This window comes from Marinobacter aromaticivorans, assembly GCF_002806975.1.
In the GTDB taxonomy this organism is placed as follows: domain Bacteria; phylum Pseudomonadota; class Gammaproteobacteria; order Pseudomonadales; family Oleiphilaceae; genus Marinobacter; species Marinobacter aromaticivorans.
In genome coordinates this window covers 1-26,954 of sequence record NZ_NIHD01000004.1, presented here as the reverse complement: position 1 = coordinate 26,954, position 26,954 = coordinate 1, and the positions used below count along the sequence as shown (strand labels likewise).

Annotated in this window: 21 protein-coding genes; 11 read left to right on the top strand and 10 right to left on the bottom strand. The window is 56.7% G+C overall.

What is annotated here, in order from left to right; all coding sequences use genetic code 11:
• The first annotated feature begins 1 nt into the window (after position 1).
• Both CDH48_RS07595 and CDH48_RS07590 read left to right on the top strand, forming a co-directional pair.
• Positions 2-1,414 (top strand): Y-family DNA polymerase, encoded by a 1,413-nt coding sequence (locus CDH48_RS07595; protein ID WP_100688145.1) that lies wholly within the window; start codon positions 2-4, stop codon positions 1,412-1,414.
• A complete protein-coding gene (locus CDH48_RS07590; RefSeq protein WP_100688144.1) occupies positions 1,414-4,548 on the top strand; it encodes an error-prone DNA polymerase in 3,135 nt (1,044 codons plus the stop codon). The genes CDH48_RS07595 and CDH48_RS07590 overlap by 1 nt, the downstream gene beginning before the upstream one ends.
• Positions 4,549-4,776: 228 nt before the next feature.
• Here the strand turns inward: CDH48_RS07590 and CDH48_RS07585 are convergent, their stop codons facing one another.
• The 4 genes from CDH48_RS07585 to dbpA form a co-directional block, all read right to left on the bottom strand.
• On the bottom strand, positions 4,777-6,111 hold the full coding sequence (locus CDH48_RS07585) for a sodium ion-translocating decarboxylase subunit beta (protein ID WP_227521001.1): 1,335 nt from the start codon (positions 6,109-6,111) through the stop codon (positions 4,777-4,779).
• A 14-nt stretch (positions 6,112-6,125) separates the two neighbouring features.
• The gene (gene oadA, locus CDH48_RS07580; RefSeq protein WP_100688142.1) at positions 6,126-7,913 is read right to left on the bottom strand and encodes a sodium-extruding oxaloacetate decarboxylase subunit alpha; all 1,788 of its coding nucleotides are present in this window, start codon (positions 7,911-7,913) and stop codon (positions 6,126-6,128) included.
• Positions 7,914-7,958: 45 nt separating this feature from the next.
• Entirely contained in the window at positions 7,959-8,210 is a 252-nt protein-coding gene (locus CDH48_RS07575; protein ID WP_100688141.1) for an OadG family protein, read from the bottom strand.
• Positions 8,211-8,429: 219 nt separating this feature from the next.
• Positions 8,430-9,803: an ATP-dependent RNA helicase DbpA gene (dbpA, locus tag CDH48_RS07570; protein ID WP_100688140.1), complete on the bottom strand. Its 1,374-nt coding sequence runs from the start codon at positions 9,801-9,803 to the stop codon at positions 8,430-8,432.
• Positions 9,804-9,910: 107 nt separating this feature from the next.
• On the opposite strand from dbpA, the gene CDH48_RS07565 reads away from it, so the two are divergent.
• From CDH48_RS07565 to CDH48_RS07555, 3 genes are all read left to right on the top strand, one after another.
• A complete protein-coding gene (locus CDH48_RS07565; protein WP_100688139.1) occupies positions 9,911-10,447 on the top strand; it encodes a DUF2058 domain-containing protein in 537 nt (178 codons plus the stop codon).
• Between the two features lie 148 nt (positions 10,448-10,595).
• Positions 10,596-11,045: a hypothetical protein gene (locus tag CDH48_RS07560; protein ID WP_100688138.1), complete on the top strand. Its 450-nt coding sequence runs from the start codon at positions 10,596-10,598 to the stop codon at positions 11,043-11,045.
• A 372-nt stretch (positions 11,046-11,417) separates the two neighbouring features.
• Positions 11,418-13,274, top strand: a complete 1,857-nt coding sequence (locus CDH48_RS07555) for a methyl-accepting chemotaxis protein (RefSeq protein ID WP_100688137.1) — start codon at positions 11,418-11,420, stop codon at positions 13,272-13,274.
• Positions 13,275-13,277: 3 nt separating this feature from the next.
• Here CDH48_RS07555 and CDH48_RS07550 read toward each other — a convergent pair whose 3' ends face one another.
• The 3 genes from CDH48_RS07550 to CDH48_RS07540 are packed head-to-tail and all read right to left on the bottom strand — an operon-like array spanning position 13,278 to position 16,039.
• Positions 13,278-14,018 carry a 5-oxoprolinase subunit PxpA gene (locus CDH48_RS07550; RefSeq protein WP_100688136.1) on the bottom strand — a complete coding sequence of 247 codons (741 nt, stop codon included), beginning with the start codon at positions 14,016-14,018 and terminating at the stop codon, positions 13,278-13,280.
• Between the two features lie 12 nt (positions 14,019-14,030).
• Positions 14,031-15,347 carry a histidine kinase dimerization/phospho-acceptor domain-containing protein gene (locus CDH48_RS07545; protein ID WP_157807808.1) on the bottom strand — a complete coding sequence of 439 codons (1,317 nt, stop codon included), beginning with the start codon at positions 15,345-15,347 and terminating at the stop codon, positions 14,031-14,033.
• Complete coding sequence (locus CDH48_RS07540) at positions 15,344-16,039, bottom strand: response regulator (RefSeq protein WP_100688134.1); 696 nt, start codon at positions 16,037-16,039, stop codon at positions 15,344-15,346. The genes CDH48_RS07545 and CDH48_RS07540 overlap by 4 nt, the downstream gene beginning before the upstream one ends.
• Before the next feature lie 234 nt (positions 16,040-16,273).
• On the opposite strand from CDH48_RS07540, the gene CDH48_RS07535 reads away from it, so the two are divergent.
• From CDH48_RS07535 to CDH48_RS07510, 6 genes are all read left to right on the top strand, one after another.
• The gene (locus CDH48_RS07535) at positions 16,274-17,086 is read left to right on the top strand and encodes a TlpA disulfide reductase family protein (protein WP_100688133.1); all 813 of its coding nucleotides are present in this window, start codon (positions 16,274-16,276) and stop codon (positions 17,084-17,086) included.
• 19 nt (positions 17,087-17,105) lie between these two features.
• Positions 17,106-17,903 (top strand): thiol:disulfide interchange protein DsbG, encoded by a 798-nt coding sequence (gene dsbG / locus CDH48_RS07530; protein ID WP_100688132.1) that lies wholly within the window; start codon positions 17,106-17,108, stop codon positions 17,901-17,903.
• Between the two features lie 192 nt (positions 17,904-18,095).
• Positions 18,096-19,106 (top strand): TRAP transporter substrate-binding protein, encoded by a 1,011-nt coding sequence (locus tag CDH48_RS07525; RefSeq protein ID WP_100688131.1) that lies wholly within the window; start codon positions 18,096-18,098, stop codon positions 19,104-19,106.
• A gap of 91 nt (positions 19,107-19,197) precedes the next feature.
• Complete coding sequence (locus CDH48_RS07520; protein WP_100688130.1) at positions 19,198-19,737, top strand: TRAP transporter small permease; 540 nt, start codon at positions 19,198-19,200, stop codon at positions 19,735-19,737.
• A gap of 4 nt (positions 19,738-19,741) precedes the next feature.
• Positions 19,742-21,046 carry a TRAP transporter large permease gene (locus tag CDH48_RS07515; RefSeq protein WP_100688129.1) on the top strand — a complete coding sequence of 435 codons (1,305 nt, stop codon included), beginning with the start codon at positions 19,742-19,744 and terminating at the stop codon, positions 21,044-21,046.
• 56 nt (positions 21,047-21,102) lie between these two features.
• Positions 21,103-21,660: a winged helix DNA-binding protein gene (locus CDH48_RS07510; RefSeq protein ID WP_100688128.1), complete on the top strand. Its 558-nt coding sequence runs from the start codon at positions 21,103-21,105 to the stop codon at positions 21,658-21,660.
• A 33-nt stretch (positions 21,661-21,693) separates the two neighbouring features.
• On the opposite strand, the gene CDH48_RS07505 is transcribed toward CDH48_RS07510, so the two are convergent.
• The 3 genes from CDH48_RS07505 to dsrO are packed head-to-tail and all read right to left on the bottom strand — an operon-like array spanning position 21,694 to position 26,687.
• Complete coding sequence (locus tag CDH48_RS07505) at positions 21,694-24,795, bottom strand: molybdopterin dinucleotide binding domain-containing protein (RefSeq protein ID WP_100688127.1); 3,102 nt, start codon at positions 24,793-24,795, stop codon at positions 21,694-21,696.
• A gap of 22 nt (positions 24,796-24,817) precedes the next feature.
• Complete coding sequence (gene nrfD / locus CDH48_RS07500) at positions 24,818-25,927, bottom strand: NrfD/PsrC family molybdoenzyme membrane anchor subunit (protein WP_100688126.1); 1,110 nt, start codon at positions 25,925-25,927, stop codon at positions 24,818-24,820.
• Complete coding sequence (gene dsrO, locus CDH48_RS07495) at positions 25,908-26,687, bottom strand: sulfate reduction electron transfer complex DsrMKJOP subunit DsrO (RefSeq protein ID WP_100688125.1); 780 nt, start codon at positions 26,685-26,687, stop codon at positions 25,908-25,910. The genes nrfD and dsrO overlap by 20 nt, the downstream gene beginning before the upstream one ends.
• Positions 26,688-26,954: the final 267 nt, after the last annotated feature.

Below are 26,954 nucleotides of genomic sequence, written 5' to 3'. Positions count from 1 at the left end.
CATGCTCTGGCTGCACCTGCATTTCCCTCACCTGCTGCTGGATCATATTCGCCGCTCCGGCGAAAACATGGCTGCGCTGGTGATTGTCAATGGCTCCGGGCAGAAGGTAATACAAGCCTGCCCGGCTGCCCGGGGTTTGGGCGTAAGTGCTGGCATGCAACTGAAAACAGCCATCAGCCTGGTGCCGGAATTAGGCATAGTAAGAGCAAACCCACAACAGGAAGCGCGCATTCTGGAAGACCAGGCCCGCTGGCTGTACCAGCACGCAGCTCATATTGTTCTGGTCCCGCCAGACGGCTTGCTGGCTGAAATCGGTAGCCTGCAGCGTTTGTACGGTGGCCTTCCGGCAGTCTGGCGAACGGTGGAAGACGCACTGCATGAGCGCCAGCTTACTGCCTGGCCAGGCATAGGCCACACACCATTGGCAGCACGCCTGATTGCACGTAACGGTACGGGAGCATGTACTTCCGACAAAGCCCACATCCTCCAGGCTCTTGGCAAGATGCCCCTGCTGGCTGCGGAGTTTGACGAACGCACCTGTACACGACTGCAGCGGCTTGGCCTGAACACTCTGGGGGAAGTATTCAGTTTACCGCCGGCAGAGATGGCGCGCCGGTTGTCTCCGGAAACCCTGGCGTATATCCAGAAAATCCAGGGCTCCAGACCCGACCCCCGGGCGCCCTGGCAGCCACCGCATCATTTCCGGCAGCAGGCCGATTTTGTGCAGGAAATCGAGCAGTCGCAGGGGCTGCTTTTTCCATTGCACCGCATGCTCTCCGAGCTGGAAAAAGATCTGTGCTGGCGCCAGCAGGATACCGACTGCCTGCTGCTGCTACTCAGGCACCGGCACGCGGAACCAACGCGCCTGCGTATTCGCACATCCGGCCCAGAACACCGCGCGGAAGCGTTTCTCAGCCTCATCAGCCTGCGACTTGAACAGCAGCCTTTGCAGGCCCCGGTTGTATCATTGCGCCTGGTCGTTAAACGGTTTCTTGGGCGGGAAGCGCCCGGCGGGCAGGATCTGCTGGGCGAAAACCAGGATCTGAACGAAGCCTGGCATACCCTCATGAGCCGCTTGCAGGCAAGGCTTGGGGATAATGCATTAAGGCAACTGGCGCCCCGTGCAGATCACCGGCCCGAGCGAGCCTGGAGCGCATCGGAAGTGCGGAGAACAAACCGCACAACAACAAATAACCAACTGCCCCGTCGCCCTCTGTGGCTTCTGCAAGGCCCGCAACCACTTACGGAAACCCCGAAAGCCTGGTTTACCGGCCCGGAACGGATCAGCGGCGGCTGGTGGGATGGCCAGAGGGTACACAGGGATTATTACATTGCCCAGCTCAATAGCGGCCAACTGGCCTGGGTGTTCCGGGATGTACGCGACGGCTGGTTCATACACGGGTGGTTTGGCTGATGACCGCACCCTCTTATGCCGAATTGTTCTGTTTCAGCAACTTCACCTTTCTGACTGGAGCATCTCACCCCCATGAGCTTGCGGAACGAGCAGCAGGGCTTGGGTATGCCGCTTTGGCCATTACCGATGCCTGCTCTGTTGCGGGTATCCCCCGCGCCTGGGCGGCACTGAAAGAAAGCCCTGTAAAACTGATTACCGGAAGCTGGTTTGAACTGGCCGACAGCCCGCCCGGTGCCAGCACGCCCCGGTTTATTCTTCTGGCCCGCACCCGTAAAGGTTACGGGCAACTCTGCCAGCTCATAACCACCGGGCGGCGGCGAGCAGAAAAAGGGCAGTATCAGCTTATCCATAAAGACGTGGAAATCCATGCTCTGGATGACTGCCTGTGCCTGTGGCTGCCGCCCTCACCCGCTGAAGCCGATTCTAACCAGGCTCTGGCCTGTGGCGAATGGTTACTCCGGCTGTTCGAACACCGCCTCTGGATTGCCGCAGCCCGCACCCTGGAATCCGGTGAGGAACAGCAACTGGCCAGAGCCCGCTGGCTTAGTGACCACCTGCGCTGCCCCGTTACCGCCACCGGCGAAGTCCACATGCACAGCCGGCAACGCCAACCCCTGCAAGACGTACTCACCGCCCTGCGCAACCACACCAGCCTGGAAAATGCCGGCCACTGCCTGTTCCAGAACGGTGAACGCTACCTGCGCCCGATACCGGTGCTGCAACGCCTGTTTCCCGAAGCCTGGCTGAAAGAGTCAGTACACATTGCTCAACAATGTACCTTCGAGCCCGGCAGCCTGCGCTACGAATACCCGCCAGACCTTGTGCCAGAAGGAGAAACCCCGGCAGCTTACCTGAAGCGCCTGACCCGGGAAGGTGAGCAGCGACGTTACCCGAAAGGAACACCACTGTCTGTTCAGGCCCTGATCCGCAAAGAACTGGGACTGATTTCGGAGATGAAGTACGAACACTACTTCCTCACCATCCACGACATAGTTGCCTTCGCCCGCAACCGCGGCATTCTGTGCCAGGGCCGGGGTTCTGCCGCCAACTCTGCGGTGTGCTATTGCCTGGGGATTACCGAAGTAAACCCGGCCCAGGTGGATCTGCTGTTTGAGCGCTTCATCTCCAAAGACAGAAACGAGCCGCCGGATATCGATGTGGACTTTGAACACGAACGCCGGGAAGAAGTCATCCAGTACATCTACCGGCGCTATAGCCGGGAGCGTGCCGCCCTGGCGGCAACGGTTATACGCTACCGCCCCCGCAGCGCCATCCGCGACGTTGGCAAGGCTCTGGGGTTTGATCCGGCACTGGTGGAACAACTGCTGGAAGGCATCGACTGGCGCGACAAAGCCACCAACTGGCGCCAGCAGATTCTCGACAAACGCCTGACCCGCAACCCGAAAGTCGCCGACCAGTTCTTTGCCCTGGTGAACACCCTGCTCGGCTTTCCGCGCCACCTGTCCCAGCACGTGGGCGGCTTTGTGATCAGTTCCGGCCCGCTGGCTGAGCTGGTACCGGTAGAAAACGCCGCCATGGCCGACCGCACCGTTATCCAGTGGGACAAAGACGACCTGGAAAGCCTGGGCCTGATGAAAGTGGATGTGCTCGCCCTGGGTATGCTTACGGCCATCCGTAAAGCTCTGGAACTGATCAGCCACCAGAAAGGCCGGCCCTTTGGCATGCAGGACATTCCAAAAGAAGACCGGGCTACCTACACCATGCTGCAAAAAGGCGACAGTATCGGCGTATTCCAGGTGGAATCCCGCGCCCAGATCAACATGCTGCCCAGGCTGAAACCCGAAACCTTCTACGACCTGGTCATTGAGGTTGCCATCGTTCGCCCCGGCCCCATCCAGGGCGACATGGTGCACCCTTACCTGCGCCGCAAGCACGGCCTAGAGCCTGTAAGTTATCCCAACGACGCCATCCGTGGCGTACTGGAACGCACTTTGGGTGTGCCCATTTTTCAGGAACAGGTCATCAAACTGGCCATGGTTGCCGCCGGCTTCACCGCCGGCGAAGCCGACCAACTCCGCCGCGCCATGGCCGCCTGGAAATCCCACGGCGACATGACTCCCTTCCGGGAAAAACTCATCAACGGCATGCTGGCAAGAGGCCACGACGCCGACTTTGCCGAACGCCTCTACCTGCAAATCTGCGGCTTCGGCGGCTACGGCTTCCCGGAATCCCACGCCGCCAGCTTCGCCCTGCTCGTTTACATCTCCGCCTGGATAAAACGCCACTACCCGGCCGCCTTCTACTGCGCCCTACTCAACAGCCAGCCCATGGGGTTCTACTCCCCATCACAACTGCTACAGGACGCCAAGCGCCATAAGGTGACGGCACTGCCACCAGACATCAACAAAAGCCAGTGGGAACACACCCTGGAAAGCCCGGACCTGCAGCTACGCCTGGGCCTGAGAATCATCCGCGGCTTCCCGGAAAGCGCTGCAAAACGCCTGTGCCAGCAGCGCCCCGAAACCGGCTACCGATCCGCCGCCGAGCTGCGCCGCCTGGCAGACCTCAACCAGCGGGAAATGGAACTCCTGGCCGGCGCAAACGCCATGTCTGCTTTTGCAGACAACCGCCACCAGGCCTACTGGCAACTGCTGGGCCACGAAAAACCCACCGGGCTTTTTTCAACAGCCGAAACTGTTGCAGAAGACAACGAAAACTACGAACCCGAAACCTGCAACCAACTCCCGGAGCCCACCGAAGGCCAGAACATCCTCGCCGACTACACCAGCCAGGGCCTGACCCTGCAACGCCACCCATTGGCCCTGCTCCGGGAACAAGGCCACTTACAGTTCTGCCTCAGCGCCGAACAACTCAAAACCACCAAAGCCGGCATCCCCGTACAGGTAGCCGGTCTGGTAACCGGCCGCCAACGCCCCGGCTCCGCCTCCGGCGTTACCTTCGTAACCCTGGAAGACGAAACCGGCAACGTAAACGTCGTCGTATGGCTCGAAACCGCCCGCCGCCAACGAAAACCGTTACTCACCGCACGGTTGTTGCACGTAAAAGGCATTCTGGAAAGAGAGGGCGACATTGTTCACGTTATGGCGGGAAAGCTCTCGGATCTGAGCCATCTGATACAGACACTTCCGGTCAGCTCGCGAGACTTTCATTAAACAAGTTTTTAAGAAGGCGAATACCGAAGATCAAAGAGTTGGTGCGGGGCCGATTTTCAGGAATGTCGTAGGCCATGGACGGCCGGAGACAAGCGCACAGGGATGTGCTTGTAGCGGTTCCTGAAAATCGGCCCCGCACCGACTCGGACTCATAGCACGAGGCCACAAAAACAGAAAACCCCGCCAAGCGAAAGCAAGGCGGGGTTTTCTGCAGTACAAGAGCAACAATCAGCCAAGCAGCTTGATCATCACACCCGCAGCAACAGCCGAACCGATAACACCAGCAACGTTCGGCCCCATAGCGTGCATCAGCAGGAAATTCTGCGGATTCGCCTCAAGACCAACCTTGTTGGACACCCGCGCTGCCATCGGCACCGCAGATACACCGGCAGAGCCAATCAACGGGTTGATCGGATCCTTGGTGAACTTGTTCATCAGCTTGGCCATAAGAACACCACAAGCGGTTCCCACACCAAAGGCCACGATACCCAGCCCCAGAATACCCAGTGTCTGGGCATCCAGGAACTTGTCCGCCATCAGCTTGGAGCCAACAGACAAACCCAGGAAAATCGTGGTGATGTTGATGAGCGCATTCTGGGAAGTGTCGCTCAGACGCTCCACCACACCACACTCGCGCATCAGGTTACCAAAGCAGAACATACCCAGCAGCGGCGCTGCATCCGGCAGGAACAGAACAACAGCAATCAGAACAACCAGCGGGAAAAAGATTTTTTCACGCTTGCTGACCGGGCGAAGCTGGGACATTTTGATCGCCCGCTCCTTCTCACTGGTCAGTGCCTTCATAATGGGCGGCTGAATCATCGGCACCATCGCCATATAGGCGTATGCAGACACTGCAATGGCGCCCAACAGATGCGGAGCCAGAACACTGGATACATAAATGGATGTCGGGCCATCAGCACCACCAATGATACCGATAGCAGCGGCTTCCAGAATGGTGAAATCCAGAATGCCCAACCAGTCCAGAAGTGCAGCCCCCAGAACCGTTCCAAAGATACCGAACTGGGCTGCGGCACCCAACAGCATGGTTTTCGGATTGGCCAGCAGCGGACCGAAGTCTGTCATGGCGCCAACGCCCATGAAAATAACCAGAGGCCCGATGGTGCTGCCGATCACCACAGAGTAGAAGTTATACAGCATGCCATTGCCATAACCTGCATCCTGAGCGATGGCATTAGCCATAGCCATTTCGGAATAACTCGCTTCTTTAATGGCCACCTTGAAAGCATCTTTCAGTTCGGGCGTAATTGCCTGCCCGGCCTGATAGGCCACATCCAGCGGTGCTGCCAGAGCAGCCAGAATCTCGCCCTTTCCGCCATTCAAGGCAAAATGAATGGCATTTTCCGCCGCAGTCAGGGCAAGCCCTGCCTCCGGGATGTTCGCCAGAATGCCACCAAACCCGATGGGTACCAGCAGCAACGGCTCGAACCCCTTGCGAATCGCAAGGTACAGAAGAAGCAGACCAACAGCGATCATGATCACCTGGCCAAGTTCTATATTGAACAGGCCACTACCTGTCCATAACGTCATTAATTTTTCCATGGAATGCTGGCCCTTTATGCGATTGTCAGCATTTCATCATCAGGAGAGACGGCATCACCGACCTTGATGAAGACTTCGCCGACTGTGCCGGCTTTCTGAGCGCGAATCTCGGTTTCCATTTTCATGGCCTCGAGAATAATCAGCACATCGCCTTCTTCAACGGCGTCACCCGGTGACACCAGAACCTTGAAGATGTTGCCACCCAGAGGCGCAATAACAGGCTCACCTTCACCTGCTGCCGGCGCTGGCGCAGAGGCCGCTGCCGGTGCAGCTGCAGCACCACCCTCGCTCTGGATCTGGGAGATTTCACCACCTTCAGAAACCGCAACCACGTACTTCTTGCCATTCACTTCAACGGTATAGGTTTCAGGACCGCTGGCCTTTTTGGCCGGGGCCGCATCTTCCGCCGAGGGAACCGGCTCAAAGGCGTCGGGGTTATCACGGTTTTCCAGGAACTTCAGGCCGATCTGCGGGAACAGCGCGTAAGTCAGAACATCATCGACAATGTTATCTGCCAGCCTGATGCCCTTCTCGTCTGCCAGCTTTTTCAACTCGTCGGTCAACTTGTCCATTTCCGGCTCGATGTTGTCTGCCGGACGACAGGTAATCGCTTCCTTTCCATCGAGAACGCGCTCCTGCAGTTCCTTGTTGAACGGCGCTGGCGCAGCACCGTACTCACCCTTCAGGATGGCAGACGTTTCCTTGGAAATGGACTTGTAGCGCTCACCGGTCAGAACGTTCAGTACCGCCTGAGTACCCACAATCTGGGAAGTCGGCGTTACCAGCGGGATGAAACCGAGATCTTCACGCACCTTGGGAATTTCAGCCAGAACTTCATCAAACTTGTCTGCAGCGTTCTGTTCCTTGAGCTGGTTTTCCATGTTGGTGAGCATGCCACCGGGCACCTGGGCAATCAGGATGCGGGAATCGGTGCCACGGAGGCTGCCTTCAAACTTTGCGTACTTCTTGCGAACTTCGCGGAAATAACTGGCAATCTCTTCCAGCAGCACAAGATCCAGACCCGTGTCACGGTCTGTGCCCTCAAGAATGGCAACCACTGCCTCAGTGGGCGAATGGCCGTAGGTCATGCTCATGGAGGAAATCGCCGTATCCACGTTATCAATACCCGCTTCCGCTGCCTTGATGGCTGTAGCGGTAGACATGCCGGTGGTGGCGTGGCACTGCATGTGAATCGGAATATCCAGCTCTTTCTTCAGACGGCTGACCAGATCAAAGGCCACATAAGGCTTGAGAATACCCGCCATATCCTTGATCGCAATAGAATCCGCGCCCATGTCCGCAACTTCTTTTGCCAGCTCAACCCACATCTCGATGGTGTGTACCGGGCTGGTGGTATAAGAAATGGTGCCCTGCGCGTGCTTGCCGGTCTTGCGAACGGCCTTGATGGCAGTCGCCAGGTTACGGGGATCGTTCATGGCGTCAAAAATACGGAACACATCCACGCCGTTTTCCGCCGCACGTTCAACAAACCTCTCAACCACATCATCCGCGTAATGGCGGTAACCCAGAAGGTTCTGGCCGCGCAACAGCATTTGCTGGGGCGTGTTGGGCATGACTTTTTTCAGTTCACGAATACGCTCCCAGGGGTCTTCGCCCAGGTAGCGAATGCAGGAGTCGAAGGTAGCTCCACCCCAGGATTCCAGAGACCAGAAACCAACTTTGTCGAGCTTCTCGGCAATGGGCAGCATGTCATCAAGCCGCATACGGGTGGCAAGCAGGGACTGGTGGGCGTCGCGAAGTATAACGTCCGTAATCCCCAGCGGTTTCTTTGTGTCAGTCATCGTGTCAGCCTTCTGTTTAAAGGTTGTATCTAATCGGTTACCAGGTCACTTCTTGTGGCGCGACCGGAATTGCGCAATCGCCTTTTTGATCGCCTCTGCCGTATCAGGGTCAACTGATGCAGGCGCCTTGGGCTTGGCACGGGGAGTTTTGGCCGGGGTTGCCGGTTCTGGCGGAGCAAACCGGATCAGCAGTTTGGACATAAGCAGGGTCGCGAACACCAGAATAATCAGGAACACGAACACAAAGCCCATACCCGCAATCATCAGATCGACGGCTTGTGACATCAGGTCATCCATATTGAACAGCTACCTGTATTGATTTATGGATTTTCCCCGGAGCAACCGAAACGTATAAGGCCTGTGTCTTATAGAGCGCCGGAGCATACCGGGAGGTAAAATCCTGCGTAATTTACCGGTTTCACAAGCCGTGAGCAACCGAAATGCAAATGACTATACGGAGTTTCCGAGTGTTTCGCGATATCTACCGCTAACTGCAGAAGCCTGTAACGCCGGATCTCAAACCATCCTTACTCTTAGCTTGCGACCCTTTACTTTTCCGCTCTCGAGTCGCTCAAGAGCGCGCCTGGCCTGAGCAGCTTCCACCGCCACGAAACACTGGAAATCAAACAGGTCGATCTTGCCCACGGACTTGCCTTTCAGCCCGGCTTCCCCGGTTAGCGCACCCAGCACATCACCTGGCCTGAGCTTTTCCTTGCGCCCGGCGGCGATGCAAAGCGTTTTCATGGCAGGAGCGACCGGATTCGGCGGAACAGACAACAAAATTTCCGTATCGCCCCACACTACCGGGCTGCCCCGTTCAGCCTCAAGGCGGTTGATCTTGTGGCCCTGGGACGGGCTGCACAGGGTAACCGCCAGCCCGGACTCCCCCGCACGCCCGGTGCGCCCTATCCGATGCGTGTGCACTTCCGGGTCCCGGGCAGGCTCTGCGTTGATAACCAGCGGCAATGCCTTGATATCGAGCCCACGGGCTGCAACATCTGTTGCCACCAGAACCTGGCAACTCTGATTTGCAAAACGCACCAGAACGCTGTCGCGCTCCCGTTGCTCCAGGTCACCATGCAATGCCAGCGCCGAGAAGCCTTGTGCGCCCAGTTCGCCTGCCAACTCATCACACTGCTGCTTCATGGAACAGAACACCAGGCAGGAGGCAGGCTGATGCTCAGACAGCAGGCTGATGATGGCACGAGTGCGTTCCCGGGCAGGAATCTCGTAAAACACCTCATGAATATCCGAATTCATACTCCGGGCCTGTGCACGCACATCCACGGGGTTCTGCTGAAAGCCGGAACTCAGCTTACGAATCGATTCCGGCCAGGTAGCCGAGAACATCAATGTCTGACGCTGTTTGGGTGTATAACCCAGAATTTCTTCCATGGCGTCCTGGAACCCCATGTCGAGCATCCGGTCCGCTTCATCAAGCACCAGAGTTGTGAGGTGTTTCAGATCCAGAGTGCCCTTGCGCAGATGGTCCGCGATTCGCCCCGGAGTGCCGACAATAATGTGCGCGCCATGTGCCAGGGAACCAATCTGGGGGCCAATGGAAACGCCACCACACAGCGTAAGGATCTTGATATTCTCCCGCGCCCGCGCCAATTCCCGTAATGCCTTGGCAACCTGATCCGCCAGCTCGCGAGTCGGGCACATTACCAGCCCTTGCACTGCAAACCGCTTTGGCCTGAGGCTCTCAATCAGCCCGATACCGAAAGCTGCCGTTTTACCGCTGCCGGTCTGGGCCATGGCGATCACATCGCGCCCGGCTAAACAGTGGGGCAAAGCCCGGGCCTGAATATCCGTTGGCTCGGAAAAACCCAGCTGGGCAAGATTGGCCTGCATGGCTGCAGACAGATCAAGATCTTTAAAGGAAGACATACAAGAAAATCCCGGAATCAGCGGTTGCTGGTTAAGAAGGTAAACATGAGGGCGTATACTGTTGCGATAGAATACCAGAATTACTGACCAATTGATGGAGTTATCCCATGGCGTCCCTGCAGGATCAGCTATTGAAAGCAGGCCTGGCCGATCAGAAAAAAGCCAAGGCTATTCGCAATGAGAAACGTAAACAGCGCAAACAGCAGCCCAAGGGGGCCGCGCAGGTTAATGAGACGGAAATTCGCGCTCGCCAGGCACGGGAAGAAAAAGCAGAGCGCGACCGCCAACTGAACCTGCAACGTCAGCAGGAGGCCGAGAAAAAAGCCATTCAGGCGCAGATTCGCCAAATGGTGGAAACCAACCGGCTTGATCGCAGCCGGGGAGAAACCTCTTACCAGTTCGTTCACGACAAAAAAATAAAGAAATTGTATGTGGACGACATCATGGCAGATCAGCTCTCCCGTGGCCGGCTTGCCATTGTGTTCGTCAATGGGCAGTACGAGATTGTTGCTGAAGGCGTGGCCCGCAAGATTATCGAACGGGATGAACAGGCGGTGGTGGTACTCCATGACCGCAAGAAAGACGATGCGGGTGATGATGACCCCTACGCTGGCTATGAAATCCCGGATGACCTGATGTGGTGATCGTTGGTGCGGGTGAGCTGGTCAATCAGGAGTTGGTCATCCTCTCCCAGTCGCTGAGCCATTTTACACATAGGTATTAGTCATAACCCTCACAAATCAGGCTCGGGGTCTAGAATGAAACCACAACCTGAAGCAAGGGGATTGAACAATGAAACTGAAAACATCGTTTATTCGCACAGCCGGCGCCGCCATTCTTGTCACCATGGCGAGTTGGCCGTTGGCCGCCCAGGACAATGAGGAAGTGTTTGGCCGGGAATTGATGACCCAGCAGGAGTTGCAGGAACACCGCCAGACCATGCGCAATCTGAATACCGAAGCCGAGCGAGCCCAGTATCAACAGCAGCACCACGAGCGTATGTTGCAACGTGCTCGTGAGCGCGGCGTAGAACTGAAAAATGGAATGGGGCGAGGTATGGGCTCCGGCCAAGGTATGGGTGGCGGTCAAGGCAAAGGTGCCAGCCAGGGCAAAGGTGCCGGTCAGGGTATGGGACCCAGCCAGGGAATGGGTGCCGGCCAAGGCAAGGGTGCTGGAGGTAATGGCAGCAACCAGGATTATAAAATCAAGGGATCTGGTAGCCAGCGCAGTGGTAAACAGTAACCCGGATTCGGTTTCACTTTTCCAGAGCATAAAAAGCGGGGTTCAAAGTCAGCCCCGCTTTTTTGTGCGCCTTTTTAATAACAAACCTCGGTGCTGGCAGAACAACCAAAGAGCGTGCCACCGCCAGAACAAAAAACGGCGACCATAGAATAAAAAATGATATTAAAATTACTTTACGGAATATATCATTAGCACTCCGCAACTATATGTTACCCAAAACAAATTGAATTTTGTCCCCGGCACATAGTTAATAGAGACACAATAAAAAGCCCAAACATCTCTCTCGCGTATCAGAAATGCTTCTCCGTGGTCTGTCGAATGGACTCAAATGGCAGGACTGGTATTGCTCGCAAGCTCTAAGGACACCACAGTATGGCATTTCAAAACCTCTTTAGCGGCATGACCATCCGAACGAAAATGGCGGGCGGCTTTGCTCTCCTGCTCCTGCTCACTATTCTGGTTGGTGTCGTCGGGAATAGCGCATTGGAAAGCTACAGCCAGCGCTCCGACATTGTGGCAAAACTGGGCCAGGTCAACACCAGTCTCACGGAAGCCCGCGTCGAAGAGAAAAACTTTCTGCTCTCTGGCAGTACCGGGAACGTGCAGGCATCACGGGCCCACGGCGACCGGGTTCTTGAAATCACGGGGCATATCCAGCCTTTGCTCACCACAAGCGCCGACATCAGCTCTTTAAACAGCATTGAGGATGATGTTGAGCAATACCAGTCTTTGATGGCCAAGGTGGAAACAAACATCAACCAGCGTGAAGAAGCCCTGGACCGGCTGGAAACCAAAGCCCGGATACTCGGGTCGTCTCTGAAAGCCCAAAGCTCACTGTTTTTTGCATCGGCCATCTTTGAGGATATGCGCCGCTCGGAGCGAAAGTTTCTGGTAGAACGCGACTCCGACAGCGTTCAATCCTATCTTGAAGATGCTGAACGAATGCAGGGTCCGCTGCGGTCTGCAGGTATCAGCGCGGAAGAAACGGCAAAGGTTACCAAAGCCCTTGACGCCTATACCGGCGAATTCCGGAACGTCGTAACACTGACCGAATCCGGCGAGCAACTTTCCAATGACATGGTTGCGACAGCGCGCCGAGTCATGGAATCTGCAAACAGCTTGCGGGAGGCGCAGGTAAACAGAATGGAGTCCGAGCGCAGGCAGGCCACCACACTGATTTTCGGGGCAACTGGCATTGCGGTTTTACTTGGCATCCTGATGGCCTACCTGATCACCAAAGCCATAACCTCTCCCATTAATCATGCGGTGTCCATCGCTACGGAGGTGGCGTCAGGCAATTTATCCATTCATATCGACAACAACCGCACCGATGAAATAGGGCGCCTGATGGCAGCACTGGCAACCATGGTCACCGGCCTGCGGGAGCTTGTGAGAAGCATTGAATCCGGCGCCGCTGACATTGCGGCCTCAGCCGAGCAGCTGTCAACGGTCACCGGCCAGACCAGCAACGGAATCAATCTGCAGAAACACGAAACCGATCAGGTTGCCGCAGCAATGAATCAAATGACAGCGACCGTTGCCGATGTTGCCCGCAACGCCGAAAAGGCCTTTACAGTGGCGGCTGATGCAGCCAGCCAGGCAACGGAGGGTGAACTGGAGGTCAGGGAAACCGTTAGCCAGGTCAACAGACTGACTCAGGAAGTCAACCAGAGCATGGAAATCATTCACGGCCTGCAAGGGGAAACCGCGAACATCGGGACGGTACTGGATGTCATCAAGTCGGTGGCGGAGCAAACCAACCTGCTGGCACTGAACGCTGCCATTGAAGCCGCACGCGCCGGCGAACAGGGGCGCGGATTTGCGGTTGTTGCTGACGAGGTGCGTTCTCTGGCCCAGCGAACCCAGAGTTCAGCTCAGGAAATCGAGTCACTGGTATCGTCATTACAAAGCAGTGCGGAAACTTCCGTAACAGCGATGGAAGCCAGCGCATCGCTGGCTTCGGATACCCTCAAGCGGGCCACAGCAACGGGCGCATCTATCGGGCGCATCACGCAGTCGGTGGAAGAAATCAAACAGTACAACAGCCAGATTGCAACTGCCTCGGAGCAGCAAACATCCGTCGCCGAGGAAATTAACCGGAACATAACCAGCATCCGCGACATTACAGACCAGTCTGCGGTTTCCTCGAACCAGACTGCAAACGCCAGCTCCGAACTTGCAAGGCTTGGCGGCGAGCTGCAAACACTGATCTCGCGGTTCAGGCTCTGATTCTCAGTAGGCTTGCCCCTCAAGAGCCTGACGAATGGCACGCACGGCGGCTACAGATTCCGGGTTGTCGCCGTGAACGCATACAGTGTCTGCCTCCAGATACAGCGGTTTTCCATTGATTGACTGGATCGTCTCGCCCCGTGAAATTGCCAGCACCTGTTTAAGAATAGCGTCCGGATCCTTGTGCACCGCCCCTGGAATGCTGCGGGAGGCCAAAAAACCGGCATCGTCATAGGCGCGATCGGCAAAGGCTTCCAGTAACAATTCAACCCCGTATTCGGCGCACAGTGATTTCAGTGCCTGGTTGTCAGCGGTGGTCATTGCCATCAGTTTGAGTTCGCCCGGTATCTGTTTCAGGGCACTCAGAATCGCGCGCAGGAGCGATTCGTTGCGCATCATGTCGTTGTACATGGCGCCGTGGGGTTTCACATAACTGAGGCTGCCACCTTGAGCTGCGGCTATATGGGTAAGGGCTCCCACCTGATACAACACCATGGCGTGGATTTCATCAGGGCTGAACGCCATTGAGCGCCGGCCAAAACCCTGCAAATCCGGATAGGCCGGATGGGCACCGAGAGCCACGTTGTGCTTCAGCGCCAGTTGTACCGTGTGGTGCATCACCATCGGATCCCCTGCGTGAAAACCACAGGCTATGTTGGCCTGATCAATAAATGGCATAACCTGATCATCCAGGCCCATGGTCCAGGTTCCGTAACTTTCGCCAATATCGCAATTCAATAACATGTCATTAACCAGTCAGCTTTTGGAAGCCAAAGGCAGGTGGAGTAACCAGTCCATCCCGCCCATATCATTATACGTTGCCACCAGAGTACCGCCACATTGCGTGGTGATGGTTTCAACAATGGTCAGACCCAGGCCATGGCTGACCGGGGCCGCTGTTGATGAAGGCTCAACAGCCCCATCAGAAACCGACGGCTCAGCCAAGCCCGAATCCTGCACCAGAAACCGCACTGACGCCCCGTGTCCGGCTGCTGGCTCTGTATCAATCGCCAACAGGCACTCTTTTACAGAATATTTCAAGGCATTGTCGATCAGATTACGCAGGGCAACCGACGCCAGTGTCAAGGGTACCCCTACGGTCTCACCGGGCACCAGGTTTTCGATACGCACACGACTTCGGTCCGGAAGATCTGCCAGCACGTTTTCCAGAATCTCCTCCACCCGGCTGCCAGCCTCTTCCTGACAGGGGACGCCCTGCTCCAGTCGCGCCAGCATCAAAAGCTGTTCAGTAACCCGCTGTAACCTGACAACGCCCTTCTCCGCATTGGTTAACGCCAGTTGCTGCCTGTCGCCGGTCACCCGGCGGGCTATCTGCAAGTGGGTTTTGATACCGGTTAACGGCGTGCGGAATTCATGGGCCGCATCACTGGCAAAGCGTTGTTCCCGGGCTACCGTTCTTTGCACCCGGGCAAACAGGCCATTCAGGGTTTCCACCACAGGTTTTAGTTCCGAAGGCGCTGAACCCACGCGCACCGGCTCAAGGTTGTAGGAACTACGCTGGCGCAGTTGGTCGTGCAGATATTGCAGCGGGCGCAGCCCGGCCCTGACGCCCCACCACAGCACTGCCAGGCCGCCAAGAAACGCCAGAGTAAAGGGCACCACCATAACCAGAATAATGCTGTTTTCCAGCTTCCTCCGATCTGACATCCGGTCTGCGGTGGTAATAAACATTTCATCCTGTTGCAGCGTATAAATACGCCACTGGTCGCCACCAATGGTGCGCATGGAGTACCCCGGAGGGGAATCGCTCAGGGAAGCCCCCCGGGCGCCGCTGGTCTGCAGCAGGACCTCGCCCGTCACCGAGCGGATCTGGCAAGCGACGGATTTGCTCTCGGGCTCTAGCAGCAGAGGGTTTGCTGCGTTACTGGTTATCAGCATTTCCGGCCGCCGGGCCACAAGCCCCGCAACCATGTTGGCAGAGGACGCCAGGCGCTGATCCAGAGTTTTTACAACCTGCTGGTTCAGATGCAGGTACATGATTGCGGCTACGGAAAACCACAAAAATACGAAGGACAGCCCCAAAGACCAGAGTAACCGGCGGCGCAGGCTCACTCCGGGACCTCACTGGGATTCGCTGACGCTGTGAGCGGCTCCCCCAGCCGGTAGCCCAGACCTCGCTCGGTAAGGATCAGGTCTTTGCCCAGCTTGCGGCGCAAGTGATAGATATGTACGTTCAAGGCATTGCTTTCCACCTCCGCTTCCATGCCATACAGGCTATCCTTGAGCTGATCCTCGGATAAAACCGCGCCCCGGGCATTGAGCAGTTTTTCCAGTAACGCCAGCTCACGGCGGGAAAGGGGTACCAGTTGGTCACCCTTGAAAACCTCACCCGTTGAAGGGCGCATGCGCAAATCCCCGTGTTGTATTTCCGGGGCGGCCCGACCGGCGGCACGGCGCACCAGCGCGCGCAATCTGGCGGCAAGTTCGTCCAGCTCAAAGGGTTTAAGCACATAGTCATCAGCACCGGCTTCCAGCCCCCTCACCCGTTCATGCAGTTCATCCCGCGCCGTCAGGATCAGAACCGGTATATCCATGCCCTGCTGCCGCCATTGCGACAGTACGTCCAGTCCATCGCTATCCGGCAACCCCAGATCCAGGACCACTACATCACTGGCGAAGTGTTTCAAAGCAGCGATAGCCTCGCGACCGGTTTTTACCCGGTCAACCACGCAGTGATGCAGTGCCAGGCCAGCTTCCAGGCCGGAGGCAACCAGTTCATCGTCTTCTACCAATAAAACATGCACGTTTTGAACTCACCTTGAGCAAACACTCTTAATGCTGCCTTAATCGACCACCTGCAAACTGCCGGCTCCCTTTTTGAAACGTCCGCTTGCCGGGAGTCATCGTTGAGAAGCATCCGATTAGGTCTGTTGATGTTATCCGCTCCTGTGGTTTTGGCAACCGGCCTGCCCAGATCAGGAACTCATGGGTGAGTTGCGGGTCGTAGGTGCGCTCGCCAATCATAAACAGGAGTAATAATGTTATCGGTTAATCTTGGGCCCCTGGCCGTGCCACTGGCTCAGCTTCTATTGCTCGGTGCATTTGTGATCGCCCTGATTGTGGGCGCCATCACCGGGCGCAAAGAGGGAGTTCCTGTTGCAGGAACCCTGTCGGATATTTTCCTGGGGTCGCTGGTGGCAGCGCGAATCGGGTTTGTTATCCAGTATTTTGAACACTATCAGGACAACCTCTGGAGCATTATTGATATCCGGGACGGCGGTTTCCATATCATTGCAGGATTAGCCGGTGCCCTGGCGTTAACAGCCTGGAAACTCTGGCGCCATCCCCGGATGCGCCGGTCATTGTCCATTGCTGCAGCCTCGGGCCTGCTGACCTGGGGCTCGGTTTCCCTGCTGGTTACCCTGGCAGAAACCAGCTCCCGCGGCCTGCCAGATAACCGTTTCAATTTGCTGGATGGCACAGAGGTTACCCTTTCCGACCTAGCCGGCAACAAGCCGATGGTGGTTAACCTCTGGGCCAGCTGGTGCCCACCGTGCATACGCGAAATGCCGGTATTGGAGAAAGCCCAGCAGGACAACCCGGGCGTGGTCTTCGTTTTTGTAAATCAGGGCGAGCAACCGGAAACCATCAACCAGTTCATGAGCCAGCACAGCCTCTCGATGCAAAATGTCCTCACCGATACAGGTGCCAGCCTGGGCCGGGCAACCGGCAGCCAGGCCTTGCCAACCACCCTGTTTTACAACGCCAGCGGCCAGCAGGTTAACGCCCACATGGGCGAGCTTTCACGGGCTTCCCTGGCCCACAATCTGGAAAGCTTTAACACCGACTGACATTCAACCGGAGCCAGATATGCAGCAGCTATTGAAAACCCTGACCAAACCCTCAATGCTCGCCGCCGCCATGGCCGCGACCAGCTTCAGCCTGCCCACCCTGGCCCAAAGCCAGGATTCCTACCCGAAGGCCGTTCAGCAACTGGTGGACAGGGGCGTTACCATTGCCGAGAGTTTTGAAGCGCCCGGCGGAATGACCGGCTATGCAGGCAGTATGCAGGGCCGCCCGATTGCTCTTTATCTTACGGCAGATAAAGAGCAGGTCATTGTCGGCACCATGCTCAGTGCAAACGGCGACAATCTCACCGCACCCAAACTCCAAGAGCTGGTGGTAGGCCCTCAAAATGAAAAAGCCTGGGCTCAGCTTGAACAGGCCGACTGGGTCCGGGACGGTGATGCCAGCGCACCTGTGATTGTGTATACCTTTACCGATCCAAACTGCCCCTTCTGCCACCGATTCCGGCAAGCTGCAGCCCCATGGATTGACGCGGGCGAGGTACAGCTGCGCCATATCATGGTTGGCATTCTGAAACAGGACAGCTTACCCAAAGCCGCAACCATTCTGGGCTCGGAAAATCCTCGCGAGGCATTAAAGGAAAATCAACAAAACCACAGTGCAGGCGGTATTGAGGTAGACCGGCAGATTGTCAGCGACAATGCAAAACGTGTTCAGAAAAACAATCAGCTGATGTCCAGCCTGGGCCTCAGTGCTACGCCGAGCACTTATTACAAAGATGCTCAGGGTACTATCCAAATGAAACAGGGAGCGCCCCGGCCCGGTGAGATGGAAGCTATTATGGGCGGCCCGAAACCCTGATTCGGACACGAATTTACGGACCGTCAAACACAATTTGTCGACAATTTATCGGCATAACATCTAAGTTTTTTCGACATTTTGATAGCAAAAGGTTTGACAGGTCCGTGCCCCGGAACTAGCTTTATTCAGGTTAAACACAACAACAAAGCCAGACGTCCATATTGAATATGGCGGTGCCCGGAGGCAAACATCATGCAAAACCAACACCCGAGCAGTGCCCCTGCTCGTCGCAGCAAACGTATTGCGGGTCTGCTTACTGCTGCAGCCCTCGCATTTTCGGTAGGTAGTGCCCAGGCTACCGACTGGGATATGCCCACACCCTACGGCGACTCCAACTTTCACACCGTCAATATCCGACAGTTTGCTGACGATGTGCGGGAGGCAACCGACGGCGAACTGGACATTACCGTTCACAGCAGTGGCTCATTGATCAAACATCAGGAAATCAAGAACTCCGTGCGCCGCGGTCTGGTTCCCATTGGCGAGCTGATTATGTCGCGCCTTGCCAACGAGGACCCTCTCTTTGAGGTGGATTCCGTGCCTTACCTTGCCAGCAATTATGACCAGGCGTGGGAGTTGTGGCAGGCGTCGAAAGATGTGCTCAGCAAACGCCTTGAACGCCAGCGGCTGAAACTGCTGTTTGCCGTGCCCTGGCCACCACAGGGCATTTACACGCAGTTTGCGGTTGAAACCGGCGACGAGCTCAAAGGCGTGAAAATGCGCGCGTATAACAAGTCCAGTGAGCGACTGGCAGAATTGCTGGGCGCCCTGCCCACCCAGGTGGAAGTGCCGGACATTCCTACTGCCTTTGGCACCGGCCGCGTAGATGCCATGATCACATCGCCATCTACCGGCGCCAACACCCGCGCCTGGGACTATCTCTCACACTTCAACCATGCCCAGCTGTGGCTCCCCAAGAACATGGTGGTTGTTAACGCAAAAGCCTTTGACCGCTTATCTGAGGACGCCCAGACTGCACTCGAAGACGCTGCCAAAGTGGCTGAGAAGCGTGGCTGGGAAGCCAGTAAGGCGGAAACAGCAGCGAAGATCAAAATCATGCGGGATAACGGCATTGAAGTATCGGAGCCTTCTCCGCAACTGGTCAAGCACCTGCAAGAAATCGGCGAAACCATGACAGAAGAATGGTTAGAGCGCGCCGGTGAAAGCGGCCAGGCGCTGCTTGACGCCTACAACAAGCAGTAATAACCGGGTAGCGCTACGGCACAGCCAAGCCGTAGCGCCCCGATCCATCCCTGCTCTGTGAGCAACAGGACAACATCAAGAGAAGGGCCCGATGCGCAAAGCACTTGATGGGTTTTACAGGCTGGGGGGCGCTCTTTCTGCGTTGCACCTGACCATCATTATGGTGTTGATCGTGGCACAGGTACTGGGCCGCGTGCTGGACAAACTGCTGGGGCTGGCCGGCTTCGATGCTCTGGGGCTCAACATTCCGGGGCTGGCAGAGGTGGCTTCGTTCCTGTTGCTGGGCGCAACCTTTTTTGGCCTTGCCTATACATTCTGGCAAGGGGGTCACATTCGGGTCACTTTGCTTCTTCAGTCGGTACCCCAATCCCTGCACCGAATCATGGACATGCTGGTCACGCTGGTGGCGAGCGCTATTACCGGTTTTGCGGCCTGGCACAGCGCCCGCCTGGCGTATGACAGCTACGATTTTGGCGATCTCTCGATCGGCATGGTGCCGGTACCCTTATGGATACCTCAGGCCGTTATGACCCTCGGTCTGATCTGGCTGTTAATTGCCCTGCTGGATGCATTTTTTCTACTGGCAACCGGCCGGATTTCCCGGCTGAAAGACGAAGCAGCGCAGGAGTAGGCCCATGGAAATGATCTGGATGAGCTTGCTGCTGCTGTGCCTGCTTTTGGTATTCCTGGCCGCAGGGTTATGGGTTGCCTTTTCCCTGACCACGATCGGCTGCATAGCACTGTATTTTTTCAGTGGCATACCGGTAGGCGACAGCCTTTCCACGGCATTCTACAGCGCTAGCGTATCCTGGGATCTGGCCGCGCTTCCCATGTTTATCTGGATGGGAGAGGTGCTGTTCCGCTCCCGCCTTTCCGAAGAAATGTTCCGGGGGATTTCACCCTGGGTCGGCAAGGTGCCCGGGCGGCTGCTGCACACCAACATTATAGGCTGTGGTATCTTTGCAGCCATTTCCGGCTCCTCAGCCGCCACCGCAGCAACCATTGGCAAGATGTCGATTCCGGAACTCAGCCAACGCGGTTACAACAAAAACCAGATTCTTGGCACTCTGGCGGGGTCTGCCACGCTGGGATTGCTGATTCCCCCGTCAATCATTCTGATCGTGTATGGCGTAGCAACCGAACAGTCCATCGCGCGCCTGTTCGTAGCCGGTATCCTGCCAGGCCTCCTTCTTATGGCTCTGTTTGGTGGCTACGTTATGATCTGGTCCCTGATGAACCCCTCCGGCATACCGGCAGGCGAAGCCGAATCGTTTTCCTTTGCAGAGAAAGTTCGCCGCAGCCGCCCGCTTGTTCCGGTCATGCTGTTAATCATCGGTGTGATCGGCTCGATCTACGCCGGCCTGGCCTCTCCCACTGAATCTGCGGCTATTGGTGTGGCTCTGGCACATCTCCTGTCCTGGAAAAGCGGTTCCATGAACTGGACCACCTTTGTAAAAGGGCTGATGGGAACGGTAAAAACCTCATCCATGATTGCCTTTATTCTGGTGGGTGCACACTTTCTGACAAGTTCAATGGGATTTACCGGTATTCCCCGGGAGCTAGCAGCCTGGATCAATACCCTCGGCCTTGAACCCTACATGCTCCTGATGGCACTCACCCTGTTTTTTATCCTGCTGGGCTGCTTTCTGGATGGCATCTCCGTTGTGGTGCTTACCACGTCTGTGATTCTGCCGATGGTGGAAGCTGCCGGCATTGATCCCCTGTGGTTCGGTATTTATCTGGTGACTGTGGTGGAAATGAGCCAGATAACACCGCCAGTGGGTTTTAATCTCTTCGTGATTCAGGGGCTGACCGGAGAGAACATCCTGCGCATTGCATGGGCGGCATTGCCCTACTTCCTGCTGATCCTGAGCGGCGTCGTACTCATTACCCTGTTCCCGGAGATTGTGACATACCTGCCCGGGAAAATGGGCAATTAAAGCGGCCCAGAAAGGCCAGGCCGAAGAAACACCGTTTATAAGAGTATTTAAGTGATATGAGCAAAACCAACGATTCCTTAAAGAATCCGGACAACGACAAGGGACACCGCAAAGTCGGCCCAATTGTGTCCTCTGCTCACCTGGCTTCAGACAGCGCGATGGAATTGTCAGAACTTGAATTCGGTTTGATTGTTGCGGGAAACGCCTTTAACCGGTGGATGGTTCGCTGTATGAACGCCGCCGGGCTGCCGGAGTTAAGCCCTCTGGATATACTGGTTCTGCACAGCGTGAACCATCGCGATCGCGCAAAAAAAACCGCGGACATCTGCCTGGTGCTCAATGTGGAAGACAGTCACACCGTAACCTACGCGCTCAAGAAACTTCTGAAACATGAAGTGGTCAGCTCTGAGAAACATGGCAAGGAAACCTACTATTCCACAACCGAGAAAGGCAAAAGCGTGTGCCGTCGCTACCGGGAAATTCGCGAGGAATGCCTTGTGGATTCCCTGCGGACCCTGGGCTTCTCAGGAGCCGACACGGGTGCAGTGGCCGGCTTTCTGCGCGGAATATCCGGGCTGTATGACCAGGCGGCGCGATCTGCTGCGTCACTTTAAGCCACGCCTGCAGATCACCCCGCCCCAAAGTATTCAGGCGATATAGGGCACCACGCTCACCCGCACCGGCAAGCCCTGCCGGACAGACGCTCCACTGACGTTCTCCAGCCAGGTGGCTGTGCCATCCCTGCGTGTGGGGTCCGAAAAACCCAGGTCATTGATGTTCACACCGGCAGCCAGATACGGGTTACCGGCGCGCTCTTGTCCATCGATGATATGACTGGAGGCGCCCAATTCCCGGTGGCCATAGCCATGCTCAATACCGATAGCGCCCTCGTGCACATTGTCACCAACCAGCGCCAGTGCCAGTACTTTGCCACCAGGGCTTTCTATGCTGATGGTATCGCCATGACGGACACCAAACCTGACCGCGTCGTTGTGATGCATCAACACCGGATTGTAGGGTTTGATCATGCGCAACCGCTCCAGCCCGATGGCATAGGAGTTCATCAGGTTGGACTTGAACGAAAACGCCAGTAGCGGCCAGTCGCTCTCCGGATAATGATCCCTGAGCCGCGAGCCGTCCCAGAACCTGGGTTCATGGTGAGTGGGCGTGCCCACAAAACGCCTGCCGCTGTAACTATCGATGGCAGTGCCAACCGCCTCATTGTATACACACAGGGGGCGCGACCAAGCATGGCCAAGCTTTTCATTGTTGTAAGCTTTATCCATGGTCTCGAACCGGCCACCGCGGGAATACAGCCGCGCCACTGGCCCGGCTTCGTCTTCCGACACCGTATCCCGGATTCTCTCCAGCAACGGTTCTATGCCGCTGGCGCTGATGTCTTCCTCAGTGGCAGATGGCAGGGGTTCACCGGTCATGGCAATGTTGGCCGCTGCCCGCAGATAGAAATCCTCGGCACGATTCAGCGCGTGCATCCTGCCATCCGCGCCTTCAATAGCGTTGTCACCAAAGCCGGGCAGATCCAGGCGCCGGCCCAGCTCGATAAAGAAGTTATCGAGGCTTACGGGCTCACCTTTGGCCGTTCTGGCCTGGCGCGGCTCAACAACCGGCCAGCACGCGGTGGTCATTCTGGTCAGGGTGCCACTCCAGGCACCGGTGAACCCCCAGACTTCATACATAACGGAGTCGGGCACAATGTAGTCGGCAAAACGGTTGGTTTCGTTGATAAAACCGTCCACCGCCACATACAGGCCAATATTTTTCGGGTCTTTCAGTTTTTCTTCCAGCAATGATGTCAGGCCAGCCTGGCCGTACATGGGATTCGCCATTGCACCGATCATTGCTTTGATTCTGTAGGGGTAACCCTCAAGGCCGGAAAGCAGGTGCTCGGTCAGTATCGGCGGCGCCAGTGAGCGCCAGGGCGCAGTCGCGGGATAAGGCGATTCGCCCGCTGCCAGACGGCGCTTGTACTCGCTGGTTTTTTCGTAGGGGAAACGCGACCGTGAGAGGAAAACGCCCCGTGGCCGGACTTTACCCGGGAAATCCGCCAGGTTGTACCGGGGGCCGGCACCCACTCCGTTGAAACTACCCCCGCCTTTGGCCACGCCGCCTTTCTGGTTGAAACTGCCCACCAGCAGGTTAAGCATATTGACAGCATATGAAGCATAGAAGCCGGCACCGGACATCATGCCACCATGGGCATCCGCTGCGGCCTTACGACCAAAACCGGCGAATCGCCGGGCCAGCTCACGGATAACGGCGGCATCAATGCCACAGATTTCTGCATATTCTTCAATGCTGTGACGCATAGCCTCCTGACGCAACTTGAACAGAGAGCTGCGTACCCTGACCGGGCCATCACTGGTCTGAACCCTGCGTTCTACAAATAACTGACCGCTTGAGGCTGATTCAGCACTCTCCAGTTCACCGGCCTGGTTCACAACAACCGGGTGATCATGGTCCGTGCCGGCCTCCGCCTGGCCAATATCACTCAGGCGCAGGAAATATCCGGCCCGGGGGTGAGTGTCCTCATCGATGACAAGATGGGTCGCGTTGGTGTGGCCAGCTTCCCCGGATTCACCCGCAGTCTTGTTGCCAGGCACTGCCAGATAGTCTTTGGCATAGCCTTCGTTCTCCAGCAGCCACCGGATCAAGGCCATGGCCAATGCGGTATCCGTACCCGGCAAAATGGAAATCCAGCGGCTACGGTCACCGGCAGCATGAGAGGCTGCCGCTGTGAGAGCCGGGTCCACCACAACATATTCCAGATTGCCGGTACTGCGGGCCTGGGCCAGCAGCCGGCCCTGGCGTTTGAATGGATTCCCCGCCTGGCTGGGCGCGGTTCCGATGAACAGTGCAAACTCCACGTTGGCATAATCCGGCTTTACGTGAGCGTTCTTTTCAAGATCGTTCATCAATGCGCCAGACCCCATACGGAACGCCAGACCACAGTAGGCACCATGATGTCCGTAGTTACGGGTACCAAAGGCATTGAAGGCAAAGCGCTTGAGCAATGCCGAACGTCCGTAATCCGTCGCCTCCATCATCAGCAACTGGTTTGCCTTGGGACCGTACTCCGGGTTATCCGGGTCCAGCGGAGTGTTCAGATCACGGATGGAGCGCAAGCCTTCAACCTCGCCCTCCCCGAACAGGTCTCCGCCAGCAACTATTTCATCCAGCAACTGCTCGAAAGAGATGGTTTCCCACTGGTTACTGCCCCGGGGGCCGGTGCGCTTCAGGCATTCAAGTACGCGCTGATCACTGGTCAGTTGCGCCATGGCGGCATTGCCCCGGGCACAGGCAGTGGAGCGGTTCAGCTGGCCCTGATCCCGGAAGCTGCTCATGCGCCTGAGCGCCTCCTGCACCGGAGTGTTCTCATCCAGGTGCTCGTCAGACGAAAGAGGATGGTAAGGGTTACCTGACACTCGCAGTACCCGGTTTTCATTCTTGTCGATGCGCACGCGCACCCCACACTTGGTGGTGCAGCCATAGCACACTGTGAATGCGATACGCTGATCAGGGTTGAGGGATACCGCGCCTGTTTTCGGATCTACCGAGTATTCCGGCGCAAGGCTGTTACCATGCAGCCGGTCTGCGGTCGCCACGCCGGAGGTTCCGTTTACCAGGCCTTTGCCCATTTTTTCCAGCGGGCCATAGTAGCCGGCTGCGAAGGTTGCGGCACCGCCGGCAGCGGCTGCTCCCTTCAGGAAATTACGACGATTCTTGTCCATAACCCAACTCCTGAGACGTAAATCAGTGGCTGCTTGCCTGGAGGCTTTTTTTCCAGGGCACCAGAATGTCAATAATGAGTAACGCAGCCAGCCAGAGCCCAAATGTTCCAATGATTCCAAGCAAACCACTGGAACCCGCCTCAATGGCGTAGTGATAATAGCCAGCGGTATTTTTGGCCACGGTCTGTACCTCCATCAGCACCATCCAGCGGAAGGTCCAGCCGATGTGGACAGCCAGCAAACCTGCTATCCAGGAGCGCCCGAGCCAACCGGGACGACGCAACGTAACGATCGCTGTGAGCGTAAGCGCAATACCAACCAGCAAGCCGTAAATCGCAACAGCGCGCCACTCGGGATTTCCCCGCAGCGATGCAAAGGCCTGTTCAACCGACGGACTGAACCCGGTAATACCTTCCGAAACCCAGAGCGCAGCAACCAGTGCAGAGAGAATCATGGTGACGACGATCACTTTCAGGCTCTGCTCGTTTACCTCCTGGTCGTTTCCGGTCATCAGCCGGTTAATCAGAATCACCAGGCCCGCCGCTGCAACCACACCTGTCAGCACGAACATGACCGGAAGCCAGTAGGTGTTCCAGAGGGGGCGGGCTTTAACAATCGCCACTTCGGCACCGGTGTAAACCATAATGCCGACAGAAAGCGCCAGGGCCCCAAGGCCGGTCGCCACCAGCATCCAGCGGGGCGCATGCCACTCTCCAAGGCTGATCCAACCCGAGAGCTTCGCAATCCAGCCGTTACCCCGGGCTTGCGCCTGCATGGCCGGCCGCCATGCCAGCCAGGCATAGGCGACGACCAGTACCAGGTATACAGGCAACAGCAGGCTGCCGATTGACATCCAGGACCAGGGGGTCAGGTTGGCGTAGAAGTGCCAGAATCGCAAAGGCTGGTGCAGGTCCGCCAGCAGGGCGACAGGGCCTGCCAGTGTGCAACTGACGGTGACCAGCAACGCTACTTTGGCCAGGGATTCATAATTCTTCTTGCCGAATAGTAGCCCCGGTACCGTCAACAGCAGCGCCGAATAAGATACCGCGATGAGGAAGAAGTACTGGACTGCCCATGGGTACCAGGCAATGCCGTAGCGAGGTGCCAGAACCTCAATGACCGCTGAATTCATAGCCAATCTCCTCACCTTGTTGATCACGCACGTCCCAGATTGCCGGTTTGGCATCCGGTCGGGATACAAACCGTTCGTCCATGCCCAGATAAAACACGTGGGGGGCTGTGCCCATTTCCGGTTTGAGCACCATCAGCTCACTGTAGTGTTCTTTCATCATGCGGCTGATCTGGCTCTCCGGGTCGCGCAGATCTCCGATAATGCGGGCACCGCCCACACAGGATTCCACACAGGCTGGCAGCAAGCCCACGTCCAGCCGGTGGGCGCAGAACGTACATTTATCCGCTGTCTGGGTGTACTCGTTGATGAAGCGGGCATCGTAGGGGCAGGCTTGCACACAATAGGCACAGCCCACACAAACCTCGTTATCGACCACAACGATACCGTCCTGGCGCTGGAAGGTTGCCTGCACCGGGCATACGGGTACACAGGGCGGGTTCTCGCAGTGATTACACAGTCGCGGCAGCATAAAAGTGGCAGAGTCACCGGTGTCTTCATGCTCTACTTCGTATTGCGAAACAATGGTGCGGAAACTGCCCAGAGGCGCTTCGTTTTCAATATGACAGGAGACCGTGCAAGCCTGGCATCCGATGCAGGCCCTCAGGTCAATCAGCATGGCATAGCGTTTTTCCGGATCACCCTCTCTGCGCGGCGGCTGATCGTTAATGCCTGCAGAGGCAATGCTGCTCAGGGGAACTAACGCAGCCCCGGCTGTCAGTTTGGCAATCTGTCCTAGCAGAGCACGGCGGATTTTATCCATGATATCTCCATCCAGTAACGCTGGAGGTTTATTAGTGAGGTAGCTAACAGGATGCTATCAAGGAGGCGCGAGGGGAACTTGATGGGCGTCAATTTGGTGTGATTGGATACTAAGGGGGTTCCCTTACGGCGGGATGCGGTCTGTAACTGGTCGAACCTCTTTCGGTTCAAATCCTCCCAGCAACACATAGCAAAACGCCTCAGCATGTGGGGTGCACAAACTGAGGCGTTCTGGTCTTAATGTGGCGCGGCTGGGAGGATTAGGCGG